The 21,446-nt window shown below is 67.1% G+C and carries 23 protein-coding genes and 1 pseudogene; 13 read left to right on the top strand and 11 right to left on the bottom strand.

What is annotated here, in order from left to right; all coding sequences use genetic code 11:
• Both ybaK and ABD225_RS04500 read right to left on the bottom strand, forming a co-directional pair.
• Positions 1-495 carry a Cys-tRNA(Pro) deacylase gene (gene ybaK / locus ABD225_RS04505; protein ID WP_344081899.1) on the bottom strand — a complete coding sequence of 165 codons (495 nt, stop codon included), beginning with the start codon at positions 493-495 and terminating at the stop codon, positions 1-3.
• 47 nt (positions 496-542) lie between these two features.
• Entirely contained in the window at positions 543-1,988 is a 1,446-nt protein-coding gene (locus ABD225_RS04500; RefSeq protein ID WP_344081897.1) for a KamA family radical SAM protein, read from the bottom strand.
• An 88-nt stretch (positions 1,989-2,076) separates the two neighbouring features.
• Between ABD225_RS04500 and kdd the strand changes: the two genes are divergently transcribed.
• The 4 genes and pseudogenes from kdd to ABD225_RS04480 all read left to right on the top strand — a co-directional run.
• On the top strand, positions 2,077-3,171 hold the full coding sequence (kdd, locus tag ABD225_RS04495; protein WP_344081894.1) for an L-erythro-3,5-diaminohexanoate dehydrogenase: 1,095 nt from the start codon (positions 2,077-2,079) through the stop codon (positions 3,169-3,171).
• A gap of 22 nt (positions 3,172-3,193) precedes the next feature.
• On the top strand, positions 3,194-3,784 hold the full coding sequence (locus tag ABD225_RS04490) for a sigma-70 family RNA polymerase sigma factor (RefSeq protein ID WP_344081891.1): 591 nt from the start codon (positions 3,194-3,196) through the stop codon (positions 3,782-3,784).
• The gene (locus tag ABD225_RS04485) at positions 3,781-4,356 is read left to right on the top strand and encodes an anti-sigma factor (RefSeq protein WP_344081889.1); all 576 of its coding nucleotides are present in this window, start codon (positions 3,781-3,783) and stop codon (positions 4,354-4,356) included. Before ABD225_RS04490 ends, ABD225_RS04485 begins: the two co-directional genes overlap by 4 nt.
• Positions 4,353-4,688, top strand: a pseudogene (locus tag ABD225_RS04480) (fasciclin domain-containing protein); the annotation flags it as partial. The gene ABD225_RS04485 and the pseudogene ABD225_RS04480, both read left to right, overlap by 4 nt.
• Positions 4,689-4,865: 177 nt before the next feature.
• On the opposite strand, the gene ABD225_RS04475 reads toward ABD225_RS04480, so the two are convergent.
• From ABD225_RS04475 to ABD225_RS04465, 3 genes are all read right to left on the bottom strand, one after another.
• Positions 4,866-5,189, bottom strand: coding sequence for a putative quinol monooxygenase (locus tag ABD225_RS04475; protein WP_048543660.1), 324 nt, complete (start codon positions 5,187-5,189; stop codon positions 4,866-4,868).
• A gap of 166 nt (positions 5,190-5,355) precedes the next feature.
• A complete protein-coding gene (locus ABD225_RS04470; protein WP_344081887.1) occupies positions 5,356-6,390 on the bottom strand; it encodes an NAD(P)-dependent alcohol dehydrogenase in 1,035 nt (344 codons plus the stop codon).
• Positions 6,387-6,785: a hypothetical protein gene (locus ABD225_RS04465; protein ID WP_344081884.1), complete on the bottom strand. Its 399-nt coding sequence runs from the start codon at positions 6,783-6,785 to the stop codon at positions 6,387-6,389. Before ABD225_RS04465 ends, ABD225_RS04470 begins: the two co-directional genes overlap by 4 nt.
• Before the next feature lie 63 nt (positions 6,786-6,848).
• Between ABD225_RS04465 and ABD225_RS04460 the strand changes: the two genes are divergently transcribed.
• Positions 6,849-7,004: a hypothetical protein gene (locus ABD225_RS04460; protein WP_344081881.1), complete on the top strand. Its 156-nt coding sequence runs from the start codon at positions 6,849-6,851 to the stop codon at positions 7,002-7,004.
• A 249-nt stretch (positions 7,005-7,253) separates the two neighbouring features.
• On the opposite strand, the gene mgrA is transcribed toward ABD225_RS04460, so the two are convergent.
• On the bottom strand, positions 7,254-8,300 hold the full coding sequence (mgrA, locus tag ABD225_RS04455; RefSeq protein ID WP_344081878.1) for an L-glyceraldehyde 3-phosphate reductase: 1,047 nt from the start codon (positions 8,298-8,300) through the stop codon (positions 7,254-7,256).
• A 32-nt stretch (positions 8,301-8,332) separates the two neighbouring features.
• The gene (locus ABD225_RS04450; protein WP_344081875.1) at positions 8,333-10,051 is read right to left on the bottom strand and encodes an NAD-dependent malic enzyme; all 1,719 of its coding nucleotides are present in this window, start codon (positions 10,049-10,051) and stop codon (positions 8,333-8,335) included.
• 249 nt (positions 10,052-10,300) lie between these two features.
• Here ABD225_RS04450 and kamD point away from each other — a divergent pair, with 249 nt between their 5' ends.
• The 3 genes from kamD to kal are packed head-to-tail and all read left to right on the top strand — an operon-like array spanning position 10,301 to position 13,142.
• Positions 10,301-11,893: a lysine 5,6-aminomutase subunit alpha gene (gene kamD, locus ABD225_RS04445; protein ID WP_344082022.1), complete on the top strand. Its 1,593-nt coding sequence runs from the start codon at positions 10,301-10,303 to the stop codon at positions 11,891-11,893.
• Entirely contained in the window at positions 11,890-12,753 is an 864-nt protein-coding gene (gene kamE, locus ABD225_RS04440) for a lysine 5,6-aminomutase subunit beta (RefSeq protein WP_344081872.1), read from the top strand. The genes kamD and kamE overlap by 4 nt, the downstream gene beginning before the upstream one ends.
• On the top strand, positions 12,750-13,142 hold the full coding sequence (gene kal / locus ABD225_RS04435; protein WP_344081869.1) for a 3-aminobutyryl-CoA ammonia lyase: 393 nt from the start codon (positions 12,750-12,752) through the stop codon (positions 13,140-13,142). Before kamE ends, kal begins: the two co-directional genes overlap by 4 nt.
• On the opposite strand, the gene ABD225_RS04430 is transcribed toward kal, so the two are convergent.
• Complete coding sequence (locus ABD225_RS04430) at positions 13,139-13,729, bottom strand: hypothetical protein (protein WP_344081866.1); 591 nt, start codon at positions 13,727-13,729, stop codon at positions 13,139-13,141. The genes kal and ABD225_RS04430 overlap by 4 nt on opposite strands.
• 57 nt (positions 13,730-13,786) lie before the next feature.
• On the opposite strand from ABD225_RS04430, the gene ABD225_RS04425 reads away from it, so the two are divergent.
• The gene (locus ABD225_RS04425) at positions 13,787-14,533 is read left to right on the top strand and encodes a vWA domain-containing protein (RefSeq protein WP_344081863.1); all 747 of its coding nucleotides are present in this window, start codon (positions 13,787-13,789) and stop codon (positions 14,531-14,533) included.
• 604 nt (positions 14,534-15,137) lie between these two features.
• Here ABD225_RS04425 and ABD225_RS04420 read toward each other — a convergent pair.
• The 3 genes from ABD225_RS04420 to ABD225_RS04410 are packed head-to-tail and all read right to left on the bottom strand — an operon-like array spanning position 15,138 to position 17,900.
• The gene (locus ABD225_RS04420) at positions 15,138-16,319 is read right to left on the bottom strand and encodes a TolB family protein (protein ID WP_344081860.1); all 1,182 of its coding nucleotides are present in this window, start codon (positions 16,317-16,319) and stop codon (positions 15,138-15,140) included.
• 13 nt (positions 16,320-16,332) lie between these two features.
• Positions 16,333-17,487 (bottom strand): TolB family protein, encoded by a 1,155-nt coding sequence (locus ABD225_RS04415; protein ID WP_344081857.1) that lies wholly within the window; start codon positions 17,485-17,487, stop codon positions 16,333-16,335.
• Between the two features lie 2 nt (positions 17,488-17,489).
• Positions 17,490-17,900 (bottom strand): hypothetical protein, encoded by a 411-nt coding sequence (locus tag ABD225_RS04410; protein ID WP_344081854.1) that lies wholly within the window; start codon positions 17,898-17,900, stop codon positions 17,490-17,492.
• A gap of 48 nt (positions 17,901-17,948) precedes the next feature.
• Here ABD225_RS04410 and lnt point away from each other — a divergent pair, with 48 nt between their 5' ends.
• From lnt to ABD225_RS04390, 4 genes are all read left to right on the top strand, one after another.
• A complete protein-coding gene (gene lnt / locus ABD225_RS04405) occupies positions 17,949-19,553 on the top strand; it encodes an apolipoprotein N-acyltransferase (protein ID WP_344081850.1) in 1,605 nt (534 codons plus the stop codon).
• Entirely contained in the window at positions 19,546-20,334 is a 789-nt protein-coding gene (locus ABD225_RS04400; protein ID WP_344081847.1) for a polyprenol monophosphomannose synthase, read from the top strand. Before lnt ends, ABD225_RS04400 begins: the two co-directional genes overlap by 8 nt.
• Positions 20,319-20,879: an FxsA family protein gene (locus ABD225_RS04395; RefSeq protein ID WP_344081844.1), complete on the top strand. Its 561-nt coding sequence runs from the start codon at positions 20,319-20,321 to the stop codon at positions 20,877-20,879. Before ABD225_RS04400 ends, ABD225_RS04395 begins: the two co-directional genes overlap by 16 nt.
• A gap of 180 nt (positions 20,880-21,059) precedes the next feature.
• Complete coding sequence (locus ABD225_RS04390; RefSeq protein WP_344081841.1) at positions 21,060-21,416, top strand: RNA polymerase-binding protein RbpA; 357 nt, start codon at positions 21,060-21,062, stop codon at positions 21,414-21,416.
• Positions 21,417-21,446: the final 30 nt, after the last annotated feature.

Raw genomic sequence — 21,446 nt, 5'->3', positions numbered from 1 at the left:
TCAGCGGGCGATGGCCGCGCTGCGCCCGCCGGTGACCGCGAGCAGGTCGCTCGGGGCCAGGCCGATGTCGAAGCCGCGCCTGCCGCCCGAGACATAGATCTGCTCGTATGCCGAGGCGCTCGCGTCCAGGACGGTCGGGAGTGGCCGCTTCTGCGCGATGGGGGAGATGCCGCCGACGACATAGCCGGTAAGGCGTTGCGCGACAACGGGATCCGCCATCGTCGCGCGCTTCGCGCCGCACGCGGCGGCCATCGCCTTGAGGTCGAGATGCGCGTCCACGGGCACGATCCCAACGGCCACCTTGTCTCGACCGCCGTCGAGGTCGACCAGCAGGGTCTTGAAGACCTGCTCCGGTGGGAGCCCGAGGGCCTGCGCCGCCTCCAGGCCGTATGACGCCGCGCCCGGGTCGTGCGCGTAGCTGTGCTCCGTGAAGGCGATCCCGGCCGCGGTCAGGACCACCGTGGCCGGGGTCCCGGAGGAGTGGCGAGGCGGCATACCCACGAGCCTAAAGCCCGCCGGGACAGGCCCGTCCGCAGCGATGCTCAGCCGACGGCGAGTGCCGCAGCCTCGCGAGAGGCCGCTGCGCGCTCCATGGCGAGAGCGTGGTCGGCATCGGCGTCACCGCGGGCGCGCCACCAGTCCTGACCGGACTCGGGCAGGGTGTAGATCGGGTCGTAGTAGACATAGTCGCGCGAGAGCGCCTCGGTGTCCGCCGCCTCGATGGAGGTCCGATAGTTCTTGCGCCAGAACGACATTCCGAGTTCACGGTCATACGAGTCGACCTGGTGCACCCACCGCTTGCCGACGAAGGGCACATCGCAGACGATGCGGGGCGTGGCGAAGCCGGGCAGGTAGCCCATGATGGCGTGCTGCAACTCCTGAGCCTCGTGCAGCGACATCCGCCAGTGCTCCGAAAACGGGATCATGTCGCACATATAGAAGTAGTACGGCGTGATCATCGCGCCGTCGAGCAGCGAGAAGCTCAGGTCGAGCAATTGGTCGGCGCTGTCGTTGACGCCGCGCATCAGTACGCCCTGGTTGCGGACATCGCGCACGCCGGCCGCGAGCATCGCCTTGGCGGCATCGGCGACCAGCGGTGTGACCGAGGCGGCATTGTTGACGTGCGTGTGGATGGCCAGCGACACCCCGCGCTCGCGGGCCTTCGTGGCGATCCGGCCGACACCCTCGACGACATCGGGTTGCAGCCAGTGCTGCGGCAGGCCCATCAGAGCCTTGGTCGCCAGGCGGATGTCGCGGATGTTCTCCACCCGGAGCAGGTTGTCGAGGAAGCCTTCGAGGTTCTTCCACGGCATATTCGCGACATCGCCTCCGGAGACGACGACATCTCGGACCGAGGGCGTGCGCTGGAGGTAGTCGAGCATCGCGGCATACCGGTCCACGGGCTTGCCGGCGAGCTTGAGCTTGGCGACCTGGGGGGTGGAGTTGCCCACCAGGTCCATGCGCGTGCAGTGACCGCAATATTGCGGACAGGTCGGCAGCATCTCGGCCAGCACCTTGGTGGGGTAGCGGTGCGTCAGGCCCTCGACCGCCCACATCTCGTGCTCGTGCAGGCTGTCGCGGGTGGCGTGCGGATGGCTCGGCCAGTCCGTGCGCCGGTCGCTGAAGACCGGCAGCATGTAGCGCCGGATCGGGTCGGCGAGGAAGGCGGCGGTGTATGCCGCCCCGGCCGCCGGCATGGGGGCCTGCGTCGCCGGGACCATGGTGTTGATCATTTGTGGCGGGACGAGCATCGACATCGTGGCCCGCTCGGCTTGGTCGCGCTCGAGGTCGGCATAGAAGTCCTCGGTCAGCAGGTCTCCCATGACCTCGCGCAACTGCTTGAGGTTCTTCACGCAATTGACGCGCTGCCACTGCGCATCGGCCCACTGGGTGCTGGTGATCTCGCGCCAACCGGGGAAACGGGTCCAGTCCGGCTCGACCAGCTCGCGCTGGAGGTACGCGTAAGGCTGCTCGACGTGCGCTGTCATGCGTGACAGGATAGACAAGGATTGCGGTTTCAGCGAATAGCCGGCGCAAGAGTTGTTGCGTTATGCCCTCGTATAAGGAGAATTTCTCGTGTCGAACGATGCCGCGGTGGCGTCCTCTCCCGTCGGCCTGCACCGCGTCCTGGAGCCGGCCGGCGAGAGTCTGCCGCAGGCTGCCCGCCGCCTCGACGCGCGGCCTGCGCTCTGGCCGGATGAGGTGCGGATCGCCGTGGAGACTCTCAACCTGGACGCGGCGTCCTACCGCCAGCTCTCTGAGAGGCATCGCACCGCTGAGGGCGAACTGGACGCCGACGCCCTGCGCTCCACGGTTCTGGACATCATCGCCACCCGGGGCAAGATGCAGAATCCGGTGACCGGCTCGGGTGGGATGCTGATCGGGACGGTCGAGGAGGTAGGGCCCGAATCGTCGCTCGGCCTGGCGGTGAGGGACCGGGTTGCGACGCTGGTGTCCCTCTCGCTCACCCCGCTGGTGATCACCGACGGCCTCACCCGCTGGGACGGCCGCAGCGAGCGGGTTCCGGCCGCCGGTCACGCCATCCTCTTCGGCCGCTCGATCGCGGCGAAGCTCCCCGACGATCTGTCACCCGAACTCGCGCTGATGGTCATGGATGTCTGCGGTGCGCCCGCCCTCGTGCGCCGCGTGGTGTCCTCGTATGCGGACCGCGGCCACGCCCCGTCGGTCCTCGTCCTCGGGGGTGCCGGGAAGTCCGGCTCGCTGGCTCTCGCCGCTGCCGCGGATGCCGGTGCAGGCCGACGGATCGCGGTCGTGCCATTCCAGGCGGAGGCGGATCGCTTGACCGAGGCCGGGCAACTGACCGGCGGGGGGCTGGCCGACGCTGTCGTCATCGCCGACGCTCGCTCACCACTCGGGCTATTCGATGCGATCGATTCGGTCGGCGGGCCCGCCGATGTCACCGTGGTCTGCGTGGATGTGCCCGGGTGCGAGCAGCCCGCGATCCTCGCGACGGCCGAGGGCGGCACGGTCATCTTCTTCTCGATGGCCACCAACTTCGCGGCGGCCGCGCTGGGCGCGGAGGGGCTCGCAGCCGATGTCACGATGCTGGTCGGCAATGGCTATGTGCCGGGCCACGCGGCATACGCCCTGGATCTGCTGCGCGCCAACCCGGCCGTCCGCGCCCTCTTCGAGGTGCGCTTAGAGGACTGACCCTGGCTGCTCCAGCTGTGGTGTGCTGGCCAGATGGAACGACGCCCGATCGGTCTTGCCGGGGCGCCGGGGGCGGTCTGGAGGAGTTGCTCGCGCGGTGTGCCCGCGGCGAGCAGGACGCGTTCGCCCGGCTGTACGACGCGACCAGTGCCCGGCTGTACGGCCTGGCGTTGCGGGTGCTGCGCAACCCGGCGCACGCCGAGGAGTCACCCAAGAGGCCTACCTGGAGATCTGGCGCACCAGCGCCCGCTTCGACTCGCGCCGCGGCAGCGCGATCGCCTGGTTGATGACGATCACTCACCGCCGCGCCGTCGACCGGGTGCGCAGTGCGGCCGCCGCGGACCGGCGCGACGACCTGTTCGAGCAACGCACCCGTCCGCGTCCGTACGACGTCACCGCGGAGGACGCGCATCGCAGCCTCGAGGCGCACCGGGTGCGCAAGGCGCTGCAGCAACTGACCGACACCCAACGAGAGGCGGTCGAGCTGGCCTACCTCGGCGGGTACACGCACACCGAGGTGGGGCAGTTGCTCGACCTGCCACTCGGCACCGCCAAGACCAGAATCCGGGACGGGTTGATCCGCCTGCGCGACACGATGGGAGTCGAGCGATGACCGACGACACCTACCAACTGCTGGCCGCCTACGCGGTCGACGCCGTCACCGACGACGAGCGGACGCGGGTCGAGAACTACCTGTTGGAGCACCCCGAGCACCTGCCCGAACTGGACGGTCTGCGCGACGCCGCGGCCGGGCTCGGTGCACAGGTCGAGACGCCGGCGCCGCCGCCGAGCCTGCGCGACTCGGTGCTGGCACAGGCCCACCAGATCCGTCCGCTGCCGCCGCAGGAGCCCACCGTTGCGTCGCTCGAGGACGAGCACGCCGCGAAGAAGCACACCGACCAACCGCGCGACGAACTCGCCGCCCGCCGTCGGCTGCCCTGGTTCATCGCGGCCGCTGCAGCCGCCGTCATCGGGGTCACCACGGTGGCCGTCCAGCAGCAGATCGCACCGCCGTCGCAGCAGACGGTGGTGGCGCAGGTGAGCGCCGCGGCCGACGCCCGCTCCTACGAGCTGGCGATGCCCGGCCACTCGGCCACGGTGACGCGTTCGATGGCGATGGGCAAGGCGGTCTTCCGGTCCTCCGACCTCGGTGCCGCGCCGGCGGGTCATCGTCCGACACGATGACCGACGCCCGGTTCGGCCCGGGCTGCGCGAGCGTCCCGGCCGATGGCAAGGGGTCCTTCGCCGGCATGGCCAAGGAGCCGGTCGCCACCGCCGCCAGCAACAACCCGCTGCTGAGCACCCTCGTCGCCGCTGTGAAGAAGGCCGGCCTCGTCGACACCCTCAACAACAGCAAGAACATCACCGTGTTCGCGCCGTCGAACTCCGCTTTCGACAAGATCCCGAAGGCCGACCTCGACAAGGTGCTGGCCGACAAGACGACGCTGACCCACCTGCTCACCCACCACGTGGTGCCGAGCCGGTTGGCACCCGCCGCGCTGGCCGGCACCCACCCGACCCTCAACTCCGACTCGGTGGTAAGCGGCACGACGCCCGACTTCGACGTGGTCGGCGCGAAGGACCACCGTGGAGGACAACGCGACGATCTGGCCGGTGGCCTATACGAGTCGTCCGGCGATTTCGGCGGCGCAGGCGGAGCTAACCCTCAGCCAGCGCACCCGGAAGGTGGAGGGTCAGTCGACCCGCATCTCGCCAAGCTCACTCCAGTCGTCCTGGTCGACGGACTGGCTGACGACCTTCGGCGTCGCGGAGAGGTAGGGCGGCAGCTCGGCCTGGGCGGCCTTGAAGTGGTCGCTGTTGACGTGCGCGCCACCGGCATCGCCGTCGCGGAACGCCTCGACGAGGACGTATTCGTTGCTGTCGTCCAGGCTGCGCGACCATTCAAACCACAGGCAGCCCTCCTCGGCGCGCGTGGCCTCGGTGAAGGCACGGGAGATCTCGGGCCAGGCGTCGGCGTGCTCGGGACGGACGGGGAACTTGGCGGTGATGAAGATCAAGGTGTGTCTCCTCAGGTTGCGGGGATGGCGTCGGGCGTCGTGGCGGTCTGCGCGCAGGCGTAGATCGAGGACTTAACGAGCCCGCCGACCTTCTGCGAGAGAATACCGAACGCCGCCCCGACGACGATCGATAGCAGCGGGCCGGGCGACATGCTCGTGCTCCTTGTCAGGGGATGAGGATCGCGCGACCGCGCACGCGGCCGGCGTCGAGATCCGAGATCGCGGACTGGAAGTCGTCCAGGGCGTACTTCTGCGTGTGCAGGGTGACCAAGCCCCGAGCGGCGAGGGCCATGAGGTCACACAGATCGTTGTACGACCCGACGAGGTTGCCGATCACGTTCTTCTCAGCCGAGATCAGGTCGATCGTGGGGACGTTGACGTTCTCGCCGTAGCCCACGACGTGGTAGTCGCCGGCCGCACGTGTCATCACGATGCCTTCGCTGGTCGAGCCGCCTTCGCCGACGAAGTCGAGCACCACCTCCGCCCCTGAGCCGCGGGTGATCTCGAGGACCTCCTCGACCTGGTTGCCCGCGGCCACCACCCCGTGGTCGGCGCCGAGGTCCAGAGCGAGCTTGAGCGCCTCCGGGTTTCGGTCGACCACCACCAGCTTCGCGGGCGACAGCGCCTTCATGATCTGAATGCCGATGTGGCCGAGGCCTCCGGCGCCGATGACGACGCAGGTGTCCCGGGGCGTCAGCCGCTTCGCCGCCTTCGCCGCTGCGTGGTATGCCGTCAGCCCGGCGTCGGCCAGGGCGGCCACATCGGCCGGCTCGAGCTCGTCGTCGATGAGCACGACGCTGCGCGCCGACGTGCGGAGGTACTCGGCGTACCCTCCGTTCGTGTCGACGCCGGGGAACTGGCTGTTCTCGCAGTGGACGTCGTCTCCGGTGCGGCAGGCGCGGCACAAGCCGCAGGTGATGTGCGGGTGCACGATCACCTTGTCGCCCTCGCGGACGTTCGTGACCGCGGAGCCGACGGCGTGCACCCAGCCGGCGTTCTCGTGGCCGATCGTGTATGGCAGCGCGACGCCGGTCTTGTCCGCCCACTGCCCTTCGAGGATGTGAAGGTCAGTGCGGCACACGCCGGCGCCGCCGATCCGCACGATGACGTCGAACGGTCCCGAGACCTCGGGGACGTCGACCTCGCGCATCTCGGGGTTCTGGTGGTAGCCGACGACCTGAACGGCTCGCATCGTGCTCATGACAGGGGGTCCTTTCGCAGGGAGGTGAGGGGGATGAAGGTGGGGTCGTAGGCCTGGTCGGCACGCTCCGCGCCGTCCGGGCGGTGGACCTGATCGTCCTCGGACCCGGGGTATCGGGTCCGAAGCAGGCCGCGGCAGAAGTGCGCGTTGCCGTCGATCGAGATGCGCGTGGACCGGGCCCGCCGCACGGCGAGGGGTACGTCGTCCGGCGGCACCCCATCGTGGTCGACGAGGACGAGGGCATCCGGATCGAGGGGCAGTCCGATGGTGTCCCGGCGCCTCAGGAGCGCGTCGGTGTGCGGTCCGGGCGGGAGCTCGGCCAGGGTCACCGAGCCCAGCGACTCGACGTCGCGGTCGGGCTCGGCGCGCAGCAGGCCGGTCAGGCACCGCTCCATGGCGGCCGTGTGCGCCTTGCGGTCTAACGTGGTGCGCAGCTCGTCGAGCGAATCCTGCGCCTCGTGGGCGAAGGTGCCGCGGTAGCCGGCGTCGGCCGCGAGCCGGCGTTGATCTTGTCGGAGTCGTGGTGGTCATCGAGCTCGACCACGACCTGCCCGGTCCAGGCAAGCGCCAACCCGGCCGTCCGCGCCCTCTTCGAGGCGCGCTTAGAGGACTGACCCTGGCTGCTCCAGCTGTGGTGTGCTGGCCAGATGGAACGACGCCCGATCGGTCTTGCCGAGGCGCCGCGCCGACGTGCTGCGCACCGGCTATGTGCCCCCGGAGGTGGCCCGGGCCGCGATCACCGTGCCCGGCCGCCTGCCCGAGGTGCGCACCGAGAGCGCTCAGACCCCCACCGGCGCTGCGGGCGTGATCTCAGGGCTGAGTCGTTGTCGCGCACACCCACCGTGGGTGGTGTGCGCGGCGGCTCAGGTGGCGGAGGATGCCGCCCAGAGGTTGATGCCGGAGTCCACGGCGTGCTTGTCGATGCTTTTCAGTTCGGCGTCGGTGAAGTCCAGGTTCGTGACGGCCCCGACGCTGTCCTCCAGTTGTTTCACCGATGACGCCCCGATGAGGGCGGAGGTCACGCGCTCGTCGCGCAGCACCCAGGCGATCGCCATCTGCGCCAGCGTCTGGCCGCGCTTCTTGGCAATCCGGTTCAACGCCGCGATGTGCTTGATCGCCGTTTCGGTCAGCAGTCCTTCGCTCAGCGACTTGTCTTGTGCTGCACGGGAATCCGCGGGAATGCCCTTGAGGTATTTGCTCGTCAGCATGCCCTGAGCCAGCGGGCTGAAGGCAATGCAGCCGACCCCCGTGTCGCCGAGAACGTCCAGCAAGTCCTCCTCGACCCATCGGTTCAGCATCGAGTAGGACGGCTGGTGGATCAGGAGGGGAGTCCCGAGGTCCTGAAGGATGCGCACCGCCTCGGCGGTCTTCGCTCCGCTGTATGACGAGATCCCGGCATACAGCGCCCGGCCCGAGCGGACGATCTGGTCCAGCGCCCCCATCGTCTCCTCGAGCGGGGTGTCGGGGTCGAAGCGGTGGCTGTAGAAGATGTCGACATAGTCCAGGCCCATCCGCTTCAGGGACTGATCGCACGAGGAGATGAGGTACTTGCGGGAGCCGCCGCCCTGTCCATACGGCCCAGGCCACATGTCGTAGCCGGCCTTGGAAGAGATGATCAGCTCATCGCGATAGGGCTTGAAATCGTGCGCGAAGTGCACCCCAAAGTTGCGCTCGGCACTGCCATAGGGCGGGCCGTAATTGTTCGCGAGATCGAAGTGCGTGACGCCGAGATCGAAAGCGCGCCGCAGGGTCGCGCGCTGCCGTTCCATCGGCACGTCATCGCCGAAGTTGTGCCACAGACCCAAACTGATCGCCGGCAAGAGCAAACCGGACCGGCCGACCCGGCGGTACGGCATACCCGTGTCATAACGCCCTGAGTCGGCGAGATAGTCGATGCCCTGCAAGGTCATGGTGCTCCTGTCGTGAGGAAGTCTGGAAGTGCTCAGATGGCTTCGACCGGTGGATAGACCGGCTGCCACATGCGGTTGTAGATCTGCTGGATCGGGTCGGTCAGCGGCTCGCGCGCCAGGCCCTCCCGCTCGGCCTGCTTGGCGACAGCGACGGCGACGGTGGCCGACACCATCCGCAGATCGCTCATCGTCGGCAGCAGCGGGGCGCCTTGCCGGTAGGCGTTGACCATGCTGGCCAACGCCTCGGCCGCCGCCGCGATCATGCCCTCGGTGACGCGCTCGGCACGGCAGGTGGCCACGCCGAGGCCAAGGCCAGGGAAGATCAGCGCGTTATTGGCTTGGGCGATCTGATAGCGGATGCCGTCATAGTCCACCGGCCCGAAGGGGCTACCGGTGGCGACCAACGCCCGGCCATCGGTCCACGTCAGCAGGTCCGCCGGCGTCGCCTCGGCCCGGCTCGTCGGATTGGAGAGCGGGAAGATGATCGGCCGCGCGCAATAGGAGGCCATCTCCTCGACGATGGGCCGACTGAAGGCCCCGCCCCGCGTCGAGGTCCCGATGAGAATCGTCGGCTTGGCGTTGCGGATGACGTCTTCGAGGGTGATGTGGTTCGGGTCCGCAACGGCCCAATGCTCGACCTCGGGGCGGCGGCGGGCATATGGCCGCTGGAAGGGCAGCAATTCCGGCTGGTCATCGACATACAACCCGTTGATGCCGATCGCATAGAACCGGGAGTAGGCCTCTTCCTCGGTCTCCGAGGCCCCCGTGCGCAGCATCGCGTCGCGGACGAGATTGGCGATCCCGACGCCCGCGCTCCCGGCGCCGAAGACGCACACCTTGTGGTCGTCGAGCGCCAGCCCGGTCACGTCGACGGCCGCGAGAATTGCCGCCAGCACGACGGCAGCCGTGCCCTGAATGTCGTCATTGAAGGTGCAGATTTCGTCGCGATATTTCGTCAACATCCGGTGCGCATTGGTGGTCCCGAAGTCCTCCCAATGCAACATCGCATTCGGGAACATCTCCTTGACCGTATGCACGAAGAGGTCGAGGAATTCGTCGTACTTCTCCCCGCGCACCCGGGCGTGCCGCTCGCCGAGATACATCTCGCTGGACAGCAGCCCGAGATTGTCGGTGCCCACGTCCAGGACCACGGGTATGGCGCGGCGCGGGTGGATCCCCGCCGCGGCTGTGTAGACCGAGAGCTTCCCCACAGCGATCTGAATCCCGCCGATGCCCTGGTCACCGATGCCGAGGATGCCTTCGCTGTCCGTGACGACGACGAGGTCGACCTCGTCGGGTCCGAGACCGAAATTATGGAAGGCGTCCGCCATCGCCTCCGGGTGATCGATCGAGAGGAAAACGCCTCTCGGGCGGGAGAATTCGTGACTGAACCGCTCGATCGCCTCACCGATGGTGGGGGTGTAGACGATCGGCAGCATCTCCTCCAGGTTGCTCGTGAGCAGCCGATAGAAGAGCACCTCGTTGCGATCGCGGACACCGGCGAGGTGGAGGTACTTGCCGAGCCGTGTGGTGGTTCGCGTGTACTGCTCATAGACCCGCCGCACCTGGTTTTCCAGGTTGGTCACCTGCGAGGGGACCAAGCCGATGAGGCCGAGCGCCTTGCGCTGCTCGATGGTGAAGGCGGTGCCGCGATTGGTCGTCGGATTGCTCATCACCGCGCGGCCGCGGGCCTTGATCCGAAGCGGCCCGAAGCGGGTGGAGGTGTCCTGCTCGTAGTCCTGGCTCGGCATACTGACAACCCTCTCCTACGGAAGGTGATCTGGACAACATCACGCCACGGCAGTTCTCCGGCACTCACGTGAGCGAAAGCAGGGTGATAACCCCGCTATCTCTCACGTGACACCTGCGGTCCGACGTCAGCCCGGATGGACAGCCCACGGCATACTTTTCGGCCGCGAGGCGCTTTCGCGCGTGCCTTTGCGGCCAATTCGGTCCATGCCTGGAAGGCTTGCGGGTTTCGCTAGCATGGGCGCGTGGTTATGCGGCAACGGAGCGTCCTGAAGTTGGACCCGGCTCAGGTTAAGCAGGCTCGCGCACTGGCGCGCACGGCCGGACGGCCGGTGGTCAACCTGGCCAAACGGCATACGACCGTGTCCGTGGAGCGGGCGACGCTGCGGCTCGCCGGGCTGAGCGGCGCCGATCACGAACTCGTGCCGTGGGTCAACCACCTCGTCGACGCGGTGCGAGCCCAGACCGGGCTGGGGTATGGCGTCTCGCTGCCGGTGTGGGATGCGCTGCGTCGGGGCGTTGCACCTGACCTCGCCACGCTGGCCCAGAAGGCGGCCGGGGGAGCGGTCGACTTCCGGATTCCGGAGGGCAAAGAAGCCGCCACGGCGGGCAAGGCGGCACGCTCGGCAGTCGCCCGCGGCATACGCACCATCGACGCACAGCGCGCACGGCGCGACAAACTCATTGCGCGCCATGGTGATCCGAAGCAGAAGCCGTGGATTTATCTGATCGTCGCGACCGGCGACATCTATGAGGACATCCCCCAGGCGCAGGCCGCCGCGCGCGAGGGCGCCGACATCATCGCGGTGATCCGCAGCACCGGTCAGAGCCTGCTCGATTTCGTCCCCGAGGGCGCGACGCGGGAGGGGTATGCCGGGACCTACGCGACGCAGGAGAACTTCCGGCTGATGCGGGCCGCGCTCGATGAGACGAGCAAGGAGTTGGGTCGCTACATCCGCCTGACGAACTACGCGAGCGGCCTGTGCATGCCGGAGATCGCCACCCTCGCCGGGCTCGAGCGACTGGACATGATGCTCAACGACTCGATGTACGGCATCTTGTTCCGCGATATCAACCCCATCAGAACCTTTGTGGACCAACGCTTTTCACGTCAGATCCACGCGCGCGCGGGGATCATCATCAATACCGGCGAGGACAACTACCTCACCACGGCCGATGCCGTCGAGGCCGCGCACACCGTGACCGTGAGCCAACTGCTCAACGAATATTTCGCCAAGGAAGCCGGCCTGCACGACTGGCAGCTCGGCCTTGGGCACGCCTTTGAGATCAACCCGGACGTGCCCGACAGCTTCCGCCTCGAACTAGCCCACGCGCTGCTGGCCCGCACGCTCTTCCCAAAGGCGCCCCTGAAGTGGATGCCGCCGACCAAGCACATGACCGGCGATATCTTCCGCGGCTATCTGCTCGACGGCTTCTTCAATCTTGTCGGCGCGATGACCGGCCAAGGCATCCTGCTCGTCGGGATGATGACCGAAGCCGTTGTCACACCGTGGATTTCGGACCGCGACCTGGCTCTGCAGAATGTCCGCTATGTCCTCAACGCCGCGGGCGGGTTGACCGAAGACTTCCATCCGCCGCGCGATGGTTTCATCCAGACGCGAGCTCGCGAGGTGCTCGGCGAGTCCATCGGCCTCTTGGAACGGATCGTGGGGGACAGCGACCGGGCCAGCGGACCGCCGTTGCTCGCGGCCATCGCCGATGGCACCTTCGGAGCGATGAAGCGACCGCCGACCAAGGGCAAGGGCCTCGATGGCGTCGTCGCCAAGGGGCCGGGCTATCTCAACCCGGCCACCGACTTGCTCGAGGAAGGGAGCACCCGATGAGCGCGCGCGACGCCCACGAGGCCCGCCGCCGGCGGGAGAACGCCCAACCCGGCGAGCTGAGTTTGGCCGAGCCGCCGTCGACGGGTCACGGCCCGATCGTGCGGCCGTATGGCGATACGACCGGCGACGGGATGGTCCAGGTCTCCTTCACCTTGCCCCTGCCCCACGACAAGCGGGCCGAGGGCGCCGCTGTGCGCCTGGCGATGCAGATGGGCATCGAGCCGGCGCTGCTGGTGCACGCCAAAGCCATCGGGCCCGATTTCACCTTCTTCGTGGTCTATGGCCCGGTCAAGCATCTGGTCGACATCCGCGAGTTCGAGATCGTCGAGCGTGAATACGAGTTGCTCTCCTCCAAGGAGGTCAACACCGCGATCAAGAAGCACCTGCGCCGCAAACTCGTGGTCGTCGGCGCCTGCATCGGCACCGATGCGCACACCGTCGGCATCGACGCGATCCTCAATATCAAGGGCTTCGCCGGCGAGAAGGGTCTGGAGTACTACCGCGAGATGGCAGTCCACAATCTCGGCGCGCAGGTGAGCATCCCGGAACTGGTCAACACGGCATACGACCTGAAGGCGGATGCAGTTCTCGTCTCGCAAGTCGTCACCCAAAAGGACGCTCATCTGCACAATACGAGCGCGATGAGCGCTGCCTTCCGGGAGGCCTTCCCGGCCGGGCAGGTGCCGCATCTGATCGTCGGCGGCCCGCGCTTCGAGGAGGGCGCGGCCGGCGGCCTCGGGGTCGACCGGATTTTCGGGCGCGGCACCACACCGGGTGAAGTGGCGTCATACCTCGTCCACGCCCTGGTCGACCCGACCACGCGCGTCACCCCCACCCCTACGAAGGCGAGGACAGCATGAGTTCGGCGCAGGTCGGCATGGAGGTTCTCCACCGCCGCTACGTCCCCTACAGCCACGCGCACTATGCCGGCAATCTCGTCGACGGGGCGTACTCACTGGCCGCTTTCGGCGATGTGGCGACCGAAATGTGCATCCGCACCGACGGCGACGAGGGCCTCTTCGCGTCCTATAGCGATGTGCAATTCCGAGCCCCGGTGCGTGCGGGCGACTGCATCGAGATCAGCGCCCGAATGGTGCGGGTCGGCTCGCGCAGCCGTGAAATGGACTTCGAGGTGCGGGTGATCGCCCGGGGCAATCCCAGCCGCGGCGAGTCGGCCGCCGACCTGCTCGATCCGCCAATCGTCGCCACGACGGCGCGCGGCGTGGTCGTCGTCCCACCCTCGAGCTAAGCCTCCTCGGCCGATGCCTGGGGGGCGGAAGGCGCCTCGGCAAGGTGCATCCGCAGCGCGGTATAAACCTTGCGCACGCCGATCGCCCGCTGGAGGTCGTCCTCGATGTGGTGGAAGAACTCGCGGCGGTAGTTCTGGTCGATGACGGCTTGGACGGTGAAATAGAGCCCGGCGAAGCCCGAGAGAAAGACCGCGACCGCAAAGAGTTCGTCGCTGAGCAGGTGCAGCGGACCCGTGTACTGCGGCGGCGAGCCCGTCCAGGCCTCGATCACCGAGGGGCGAATGACGAGTGAGCCGAAGAGGCAGAAGAAGCCGAAGACCACCAACGCGACGAGCACCAATTGGATCGCCTGCGTGATGAAGAGCATCAGCATCAGATTGCTGCGCTGCAGTCGAGGCAGCCGGATGCCCGCCACCTCCCGGGCCAGGGACGGCTCGGCGGCAATCTCCGCAGCAGCCGAGGCGACGGGGGTGCCCGCGCAGGTCTGCGCCAGCAGGTCGCCATCAACCTCGATGCCGAGCCGCTCGATCTCACCAGCGAAGGATGGCCACAAGAAGGCGACCCCGGCGGCGCGGGCCGTCGTCACGAAACAGCAGGGGGAAACCGTCGAAGACAAAACGCCCGGCGGAAGAAAGGAACCCCAATGGCCACCGGACTAGGTTTCGGCCACCCACTCACCCCTGGAACATGGCTGCGTCCATTGGGTCCCAGCCTGCGGCGCCTTGTCATCGCCATCCTCGCCCTCGCGATCCTCTTGTGGGCGACCATCCCCGCTGCCATATCCCGACTCACCGACCCCTCCGCGATCGATCAGGTCGCCCTCACCGGACCCCGCGGACCCCAATGCTTGCGGCTGATCCTCGCCGGCGACGTCTCCGGGTCGATGACTCAGTACGCGGCCGCCGAGCAGGCCGCCGTCAACCAATTCCTCACCTGGGCGCCCACCAACCTGCGCCCCGACGACGAAATCGGCGTCTTGAGTTTCGCCGGATCCATTGCCTGGAACCGGCGACCCGCACCGGCCAACGCCTCGACGATGACGACGGGAACTCCTGCGAACATGAGCGACGGCACCGCGCTCAGCCCTGTCATAAACGGGATCGGCAGCCTCCCCGCCAGCGGCTGCCGGACCGCGCTCGCCCTTCTGTCCGACGGGCAAATGCAGGACCTCCCCGCTCCACAGGACGCCCGCGCCATGCAAGTAGCCGCCGGGATCGACGACCTCAGCCTCCTGGTCCCCTCGGCCGGCATCGACCGACCCACCGACTGGAACACGACCTTCCCCGCAGCGATGGGCACCGTCTTCGACGGCACCGACCCCAACGCCACCGGCCTTACCTTCGCCCACCTCGTCGCCCGGCTCACCGAACAAACCCTCCGCAAGCTCTGACCGAGACTGTCTGCGAAAGAGATCGCGAGCATGAGTTCGATGCCGACAGCATGCTAGACGAGCCGTCATCAGCAGGCGCGACGCCCGACGCGGTTGTTGGGCCTGGTCAGCGGTTGCTTCACCGGGCCATTCGCACCTTACTCTCGGGCTGATCGGCGGACCGAGCCTGACGTGGTGGAAGTGGGGGGCCGATGATGCATAGCACCAGGTTCAAATCGCTGCGCCCGACGTGCCCCGCGCCGGCGAGCAGGTTCCCACAGACATCGGCTGCGTCCCGATGAGGCCTCCGAGGCAAACTGAGACCACGCTTGGACTCTCATACCTGAGATGACCTAATCCTAGGAATCGATGTCCAGGTACGGACTACACTCACCAGTCATCAGACTCCACTAATGATGAACGCCGCCCACGTCGCTGACCCGTCAGGTCCGGCCTCTCGAAGGGTGAGAGCAGCCGCACGTAGAGCATTACAGGGTTCCATGCCCCCATGCAGTTGATTGGCAATAGAGATGACTACCTTTCAATAAGGAGGGGCGTACTCCCAGTCGATTTTTTCGTTGGGCGATAACGAGCGCGCCTACCAAGCTCGCCAATTTCGTGCTGGCTAGCCCACGCTCACCGGGACAACTGTGGCCGAGGCCCACTTCCACGTCATGATCTGCCCTGTGGCGCTGTCGGCGTAGGCGATTGTCGAGCCGTCAGCCGACATGCTCAGAGCGTTAGCGGATACCGGGAGACTCGCCAGCGGGCCGTGATCGGGCCAATAGTCGTCGAAGAGGACCAGCTCTCTCTGACCGTCGGACTCGAGGTCGACGTCTGCAACGGCCATTGCTCCCCAACGGCTGACGTCGTAGCCGTTGATGTAACTGTCGGCATCATCGAGGTACACGACGAAGCTCTCGGACGCCGGCGAGGCATTAGCCACCAGCCGGTACACGGAGTAGCCCCCAGCCACGTCGCGATAGTGCTCGAGCAGATAGCTGACGCCGCCGTTCGAGGCAACCGGCCGGTAGACATCGTCGTCCCCGTAGTCCTCACTGACGAACTGCGTTTTCCCCGTCGAACGATTCCACCGGTAAATCGCATCGGCCGAGCCAGAGGGCCCGGAGAAGCCAACGATGCTGCCGTTGTTGCTGATCGTGACGTCGCCAGCTCCACGTTGCATGAGTTGGTCGCCGGTGGGAGCCAGGGACACACGCTTCGTTGTTCCGGCGGCGATGTCGCGGAGGAAGACGTCCTGAACTCCATTGGTGTCGCGGGCAACAAGGTTCGACGCCGCCGCCACGAATGCGATGCTCGCTCCGTTCCCAGAGATCTTGGGCGTGGCCGAGACGCCGTTAGCCTGTGCGCCCCCGCTGGAAACGCTCACGCGAATGATCCGGCCCGTCACCAGATCTGCACGGAAGGCGTCGGCCTTCGTGTTCGTGTCGCCGACGACGAGATTCGAAGCCGAGGACGCGAAGGCCACGTACCGTCCGTCATCGGACACGGTTGGCGACGTGCTTGCACCGTTGGATGGCCGGCCGTTCAAGCCCCGGCTCACGAGCCTGGTAGTCCCGGCCTGAGTGTCGCGGATGAAGATGTCCCGTTTGCCGTTGACATCCCCAGCCACGAGGTTGGTCGCATCGGAAGCGAAGACGATGTAGCGGCCGGTGCTGGACACGTCAGGTCCGTAAGACGGTTTGTTCCCCACCACCGGTGCCGCTTGGGCACTGCCGGCCGTCGTGAACATTGCCGAGGCGGTGAGTGCGGCGCCGATGATGGCGGCGGGCCATGCTGGCTTCATGTCGGCCTCGGCTTCAGTTGGTGCTGACGGTGGTGTAGGAACCTAGGCGCCACAGCCACTTCACGATCTGCCCATTCGCGTTGTTACGTGCCACGATGGTGCTGCCGTCGTTCGAGAAGGCGACCGCGCTCCAGTTGCCGGACAGGGCGCCGAGCGCGCTGGCCGGGTCGTAAGACGTGCGGTCGACGACGAACATGCCGTTTCCGTACTGGTGTGCGTAGACCGCCATAGCCCCCCATTGACTCACATCGAAGTCCTTTAGAGAGCCCGCGTCCCAGTTCGGGTCGTAATAATGGAAAGAGTCCGTCGTGGGGCTGGCTGTGGTGTGGAGCATGTAGTAGTAATTGTGGCCGTCGGTGTCCCAATCGGCCCACGCGGCACCGCCGTTGCTCGCCCGAACGGATTCCAGATTCCCTGGATCCTGAGCCACCACCGTCTTACCGGTGGCACGGTTCCACTGATAGACGGCGTCATGCAGCCCGACCGGCCCGACGAAGACGACGAGGGAGCCGTTGGGGCTGATGCTCGGCGCGGTCGAGGCATAGACGTTCTGATTGCCCTGGCCGGTGACGGAGATGCGCTTCGTGGTGTTGGCGATCAAGTCGCGGACGAACACATCGGTCACGCCGTTCGTGTCGCGAGCCACAAGGTTCGAGGCGTCCGACGCAAAGGCGACAAGCGTACCGTTCCCCGACACCTTGCCGTTGACGGAGGCGCCGTTCGCCTGGGTGGACACGCCGCCGACACTGACACGGACAATCTTCCCGGTGCTCATGTCGGCGCGGAAGATGTCAGCCTTACCGTTGGTGTCCCCCGGCACCAGATTGCTTGCGCTGGAACCGAAGACGACGTACCGTCCATCAGCGGAAACCGATGGGGAGACGCTGAAATTGTTCGCGGGCCGTCCATTGAGACCCTTACTGACCAGCCTCGTCGTGCCCGCCTGGGTGTCGCGGATGAAGATGTCCCGCCGGCCGTTGACGTCGCCTGCGACGAGATTGGTCGCGTCTGAGGCAAACACGACGAAGCGCCCCGTGCTGGAAACATCTGGCCCGTACGAAGGCTTATTCCCCGTCGTTCCGGCGGCCGTAGCCGGCGACCCCACGCCGATGAGCGCGGCACAAGTGATGGCGCTGGCCGCAAGAGCGGCTGAGAACTTGGTAGGCATCTTCACTCCATTTGTGCGTTAGGAGATCGTGGCCTGACCTCTCTATTAAGCGTCCTCGTCACCATACCCCGGAGCCGCAGCGGGGCGCGCCGCACCAGCCGCCGGCTCTCCCAGGCGTGTTGAGCAGCCCAGCCGGCGATCGCCCCGACATCGAAGACCACAATGCCGCGCACCACGGCGACCAGTAAGGCAACCTGCACCCCCACGAGCAGGGCGGTGAACGTGTCTAACCCCGCCAGCTGACCGCACACAAAGGCGGCTGCCCCGACCGCCGCGATGATGCCGCTCCACAGCGCGACGACGCGGCCACCCAGCGCCCGCTGGATCGCCTCATGACGCTGCTCGACGAAATACGGCAGGCCGTTCTCGTCGAACCAGCGCTCGCATCGCGCGACATCATTGCTGCTGAGCATGGGCCCAGCATGACGGAGCCGCTGGTTCCGAGCACGTACCGTTGTCCCGTGCGTCGCGAACCCGCCGGCCCGATCTTGCCGGCCCGCCTGCTCCTCGCGCTGGCGGGCGGCGGGGCCATCGCGCTCGCCTTTCCCGGCACGAACTGGTGGTATGCCGCCTGGCTCGGCTGCGCGTTGCTGGCTGCGGCCGGCTGGTGCGCCTCGTGGCGCACCGGCTTGCTCAGCGGCCTCGTCGGCGGGCTGGCCTACTTCATCCCCACCTTGTCGTGGTCAGGGGTGTATGTCGGGAAGCTCCCGTGGTTCGCGCTCGCGACGCTGGAGGCCCTGTACATCGCCGTGATGCTCGCCGTCATCGGCCCGCTGCAGCGTCGGCTGGTGGAGCGCGGGTGGAGGTGGGCGGCATACGGCATGGTCCCGCTCGGCTGGGTGCTGGGGGAGTGGGCGCGCTCGACGACACCCTTCGGCGGTTTCCCGTGGGTGCGGCTGGCGTTCAGCCAAGCCGATTCGCCGCTGCGCACGCTCGCGGCTTTCGGGGGTGCGCCCCTGGTCACGGCGGGGGTCGCCACCATCGGGGTCCTGCTGTATGCAGGCGCTCGCGCCCTGCGCCGTCGACCGGGAACCGCGGCTCTCGGCATCGCCACCACCCTCGGTGCCGCCTTTGTGCTCGGCGGCATTCCGGTGGGCCGCGGTGGCGACTCGCCGAAAATGGCCGCCATTGGGCTCGTTCAGGGCAATGTGCCCGAGCCTGGACTGGAGTTCAACGCCGAGCGGCGGGCGGTTCTCGACAATCACGTGCGGGAAACCGAACGCTTGGCGAGCTACATGTCCCGCGCGGATCTGGTCGTATGGCCCGAGAACGCCTCGGATATCGACCCGACCCGCAATGCCGACGCGGCGGCGGTCATCAACCAAGCGCGCTCGGCGATCAAGGCGCCGCTGTTGATCGGGGCGATCCTCGATGAGCCGGCGCCCTTTGTCTCCAATGCTTCACTGCTCTACCGGCCGGGCTCGATGGATCCCGAGCGCTATATCAAGCAGCATCCCGTGCCCTTCGCTGAGTACGTCCCGGCCAAGGACTTCTTCCGCCACTTCAACAGCAATGTCGATCTGGTCCGCGAGGGCATGGCCAAGGGCACCGAGACCGGCTACTTCGAGCTGACCAGCGACTACTCCTCGCCGGGACAGCCCTACACTTTCGCGGCGTTGCCGACGATCTGCTTCGAGGTCGCCTACGACGGCTTGGTGCGCACCTCGGTAACCCACCGGCCGGACGTCCCGAGCGTGCTCGTCGTCCAGACCAATAACGCGACCTTCGGCTATACCGCTGAATCCGACCAGCAGTTCGCCATCTCGCGGTTGCGCGCGATCGAGCACAACCGCAGCGTCGTCCACGTCTCCACGGTGGGAGTCAGCGGCTTCATCAGCCCCAACGGAACGTATGTCGAGAAGTCGTCGTTGTTCACGGCATACGCCGCCTCGTCCAATGTCGAACTTCGGAGCGGCCTGACGATCGCGGACCGAGTCGGCCCAACCCCCGAATATGCCGCCCTCGCCGGGCTGTTGATTGCGTGGGCTGCGACGCGTTGGCGTCGTCGAGATAATGACCAGCAGCCCCTGTCGACCCTCAAGAGCAAGGACCTCGCTCGTGCCTGACACCGCGGCGCCCGACCGTGACCCGATCACTCGGGTGCTGGTGTGCATCCCCACCTTCAACGAGCGCGAAAACCTGCCCACAATCGTCGCCGGGGTTCGTGAGCACGCGCCGGCGGCGGACATCCTCATCCTCGACGACAACTCACCCGATGGCACCGGGGCGATCGCCGACGAGCTGGCCGCAACGGACCCGGCCATTCACGTCCTACACCGGCCGGGCAAGCAGGGCCTGGGGATGGCCTATCTTGCTGGCTTCGATTGGGGTCTGCAACGCAACTATGACGCCCTGGTTGAGATTGACGCGGACGGCTCCCACCAGCCCAAATATCTCCCACAGATGCTCGCCGCACTCGATGATGCCGATCTCGTCATCGGCTCCCGCTATGTCCCTGGCGGGTCGGTCGTCAACTGGCCGGCGAGCCGTAAGGCGCTGTCGATGGGGGGCAACCTCTACATCAGGTTGATTCTTGGGATGGGCGTCGGGGATGCCACCGCAGGCTATCGGGCCTATCGCGCGAGTGCCTTGCGGACCATCGGACTTGAGCATGTCGAATCTGCCGGTTATTGCTTCCAAGTCGACCTCACGGTGCGCGCCACCCGCGCCGGCCTGCGGATCGTCGAGGTGCCGATCGAGTTCGTCGAGCGCGAGATCGGTGACTCGAAGATGAACAACGCCATCGTCGCCGAGTCGATGAAGCGCATCACCGGTTGGGGCCTCGCCCACCGGGCGGGTCAGCTCAAGAAACTCACCGATCGGGAGCCGCAATGGCACGCCCTGTAGGCCAGACGCCCTATGCCGCCCGCTCGCGCCGGCGGCCCTGGCGCACGCTTCTTTTCCTCGCCTTCCTGATCGTGCCGGTGCTGGAGATCGCCGCGATCATCGGGGTCGGCAAGATCATCGGCGGCTGGCCCACGGTCGGGCTCTTGCTGCTCATGTCCTTCCTCGGCACCTGGCTGATGCGCCGCGAAGGGGCTCGGACCTGGCGCGCGCTCAATGGCGCGTTGTCCGGCGGCACTATGCCGTCCCGCGAACTCGCCGACGCAGCACTCGTCCTCATCGGCGGCACCCTGCTGCTCGCACCGGGCTTTCTCACAGATGTGGTGGGCCTCTTCTGCATCCTCCCAATCACTCGCCCGATCACTCGGCGGCTGTTGGAGGGCGCGGTGCGCGCCCGGGTGCTTGCGAGCGCTGCGGGGCCGCTCGGCGCTGCGTTCCCCCAGGGGTATGCCGCGGGGCCAACCGATCCCGCCACGGGACCCGCGAGTCGCGCAGGTCACACCGACGCCGCCAGCCAGACCGTGCAAGGCAAGGTCGTCGAGCGCTAAACTGTAATGCTGGGCCTCGACGCAGAGTCCCTCGTCATGCGCCCTTGACGCCACCCGGTTGTTCCCACCCTTGGTGTGCGCTGCGCTGCGGAACACGCAGCCGTCTGTGGACGTTGACACCGACAGCACTTGCGACGCGCACCCCGCGACGCGAGCACAACCGAGTATTAGGAGTTCCCCATGGCCGACCGCACATTGCGTGGTAGCCGCATGGTGTCTTTCAGCATGGAGACGAGCGAAAATGTCGTCCCCAGCGAGCGCCAGATCGTCGTGTATGTCTGCCCGCAGGAGCACCGCATCGAGTTGCCCTTCTCCATCGAGGCGGAGATTCCCGCCACGTGGGAGTGTCGCTGCGGTGAGGAGGCCCTGCTCCTCGACGGTGCGGCGCCGGACCGCAAGCCGGTCAAGCCCGCCCGAACCCACTGGGACATGTTGCTCGAGCGCCGTTCCATTCCCGAGCTCGAGGAGCTCCTCGAGGAGCGTCTCGACCTGCTGCGCGCCAGCCGCGGCGAGAAGGCGACCAAGCGCAGCGCCTGAACCACCCGGCATACTTCCGGCACGCGAAGC

It is taken from the genome of Nostocoides veronense, from assembly GCF_039531185.1.
GTDB classification, from domain to species: domain Bacteria; phylum Actinomycetota; class Actinomycetes; order Actinomycetales; family Dermatophilaceae; genus Nostocoides_A; species Nostocoides_A veronense.
Note: the sequence above shows the minus strand (reverse complement) of the source record. Positions and strands in the feature narration are given on the sequence as shown.

What these genes read in the sequence shown, in the direction of transcription:
- ybaK (WP_344081899.1), bottom strand. Translation starts at nt 495, where the DNA reads ATGCCGCCTCGCCACTCCTCCGGGACCCCGGCCACGGTGGTCCTGACC.
- ABD225_RS04500 (WP_344081897.1), bottom strand. Translation starts at nt 1,988, where the DNA reads ATGACAGCGCACGTCGAGCAGCCTTACGCGTACCTCCAGCGCGAGCTG.
- ABD225_RS04485 (WP_344081889.1), top strand. Translation starts at nt 3,781, where the DNA reads ATGACCGACGACACCTACCAACTGCTGGCCGCCTACGCGGTCGACGCC.
- ABD225_RS04470 (WP_344081887.1), bottom strand. Translation starts at nt 6,390, where the DNA reads ATGAGCACGATGCGAGCCGTTCAGGTCGTCGGCTACCACCAGAACCCC.
- ABD225_RS04465 (WP_344081884.1), bottom strand. Translation starts at nt 6,785, where the DNA reads ATGGAGCGGTGCCTGACCGGCCTGCTGCGCGCCGAGCCCGACCGCGAC.
- mgrA (WP_344081878.1), bottom strand. Translation starts at nt 8,300, where the DNA reads ATGACCTTGCAGGGCATCGACTATCTCGCCGACTCAGGGCGTTATGAC.
- ABD225_RS04450 (WP_344081875.1), bottom strand. Translation starts at nt 10,051, where the DNA reads ATGCCGAGCCAGGACTACGAGCAGGACACCTCCACCCGCTTCGGGCCG.
- kamD (WP_344082022.1), top strand. Translation starts at nt 10,301, where the DNA reads ATGCGGCAACGGAGCGTCCTGAAGTTGGACCCGGCTCAGGTTAAGCAG.
- kamE (WP_344081872.1), top strand. Translation starts at nt 11,890, where the DNA reads ATGAGCGCGCGCGACGCCCACGAGGCCCGCCGCCGGCGGGAGAACGCC.
- kal (WP_344081869.1), top strand. Translation starts at nt 12,750, where the DNA reads ATGAGTTCGGCGCAGGTCGGCATGGAGGTTCTCCACCGCCGCTACGTC.
- ABD225_RS04425 (WP_344081863.1), top strand. Translation starts at nt 13,787, where the DNA reads ATGGCCACCGGACTAGGTTTCGGCCACCCACTCACCCCTGGAACATGG.
- ABD225_RS04420 (WP_344081860.1), bottom strand. Translation starts at nt 16,319, where the DNA reads ATGAAGCCAGCATGGCCCGCCGCCATCATCGGCGCCGCACTCACCGCC.
- ABD225_RS04415 (WP_344081857.1), bottom strand. Translation starts at nt 17,487, where the DNA reads ATGCCTACCAAGTTCTCAGCCGCTCTTGCGGCCAGCGCCATCACTTGT.
- ABD225_RS04410 (WP_344081854.1), bottom strand. Translation starts at nt 17,900, where the DNA reads ATGCTCAGCAGCAATGATGTCGCGCGATGCGAGCGCTGGTTCGACGAG.
- ABD225_RS04395 (WP_344081844.1), top strand. Translation starts at nt 20,319, where the DNA reads ATGGCACGCCCTGTAGGCCAGACGCCCTATGCCGCCCGCTCGCGCCGG.
- ABD225_RS04390 (WP_344081841.1), top strand. Translation starts at nt 21,060, where the DNA reads ATGGCCGACCGCACATTGCGTGGTAGCCGCATGGTGTCTTTCAGCATG.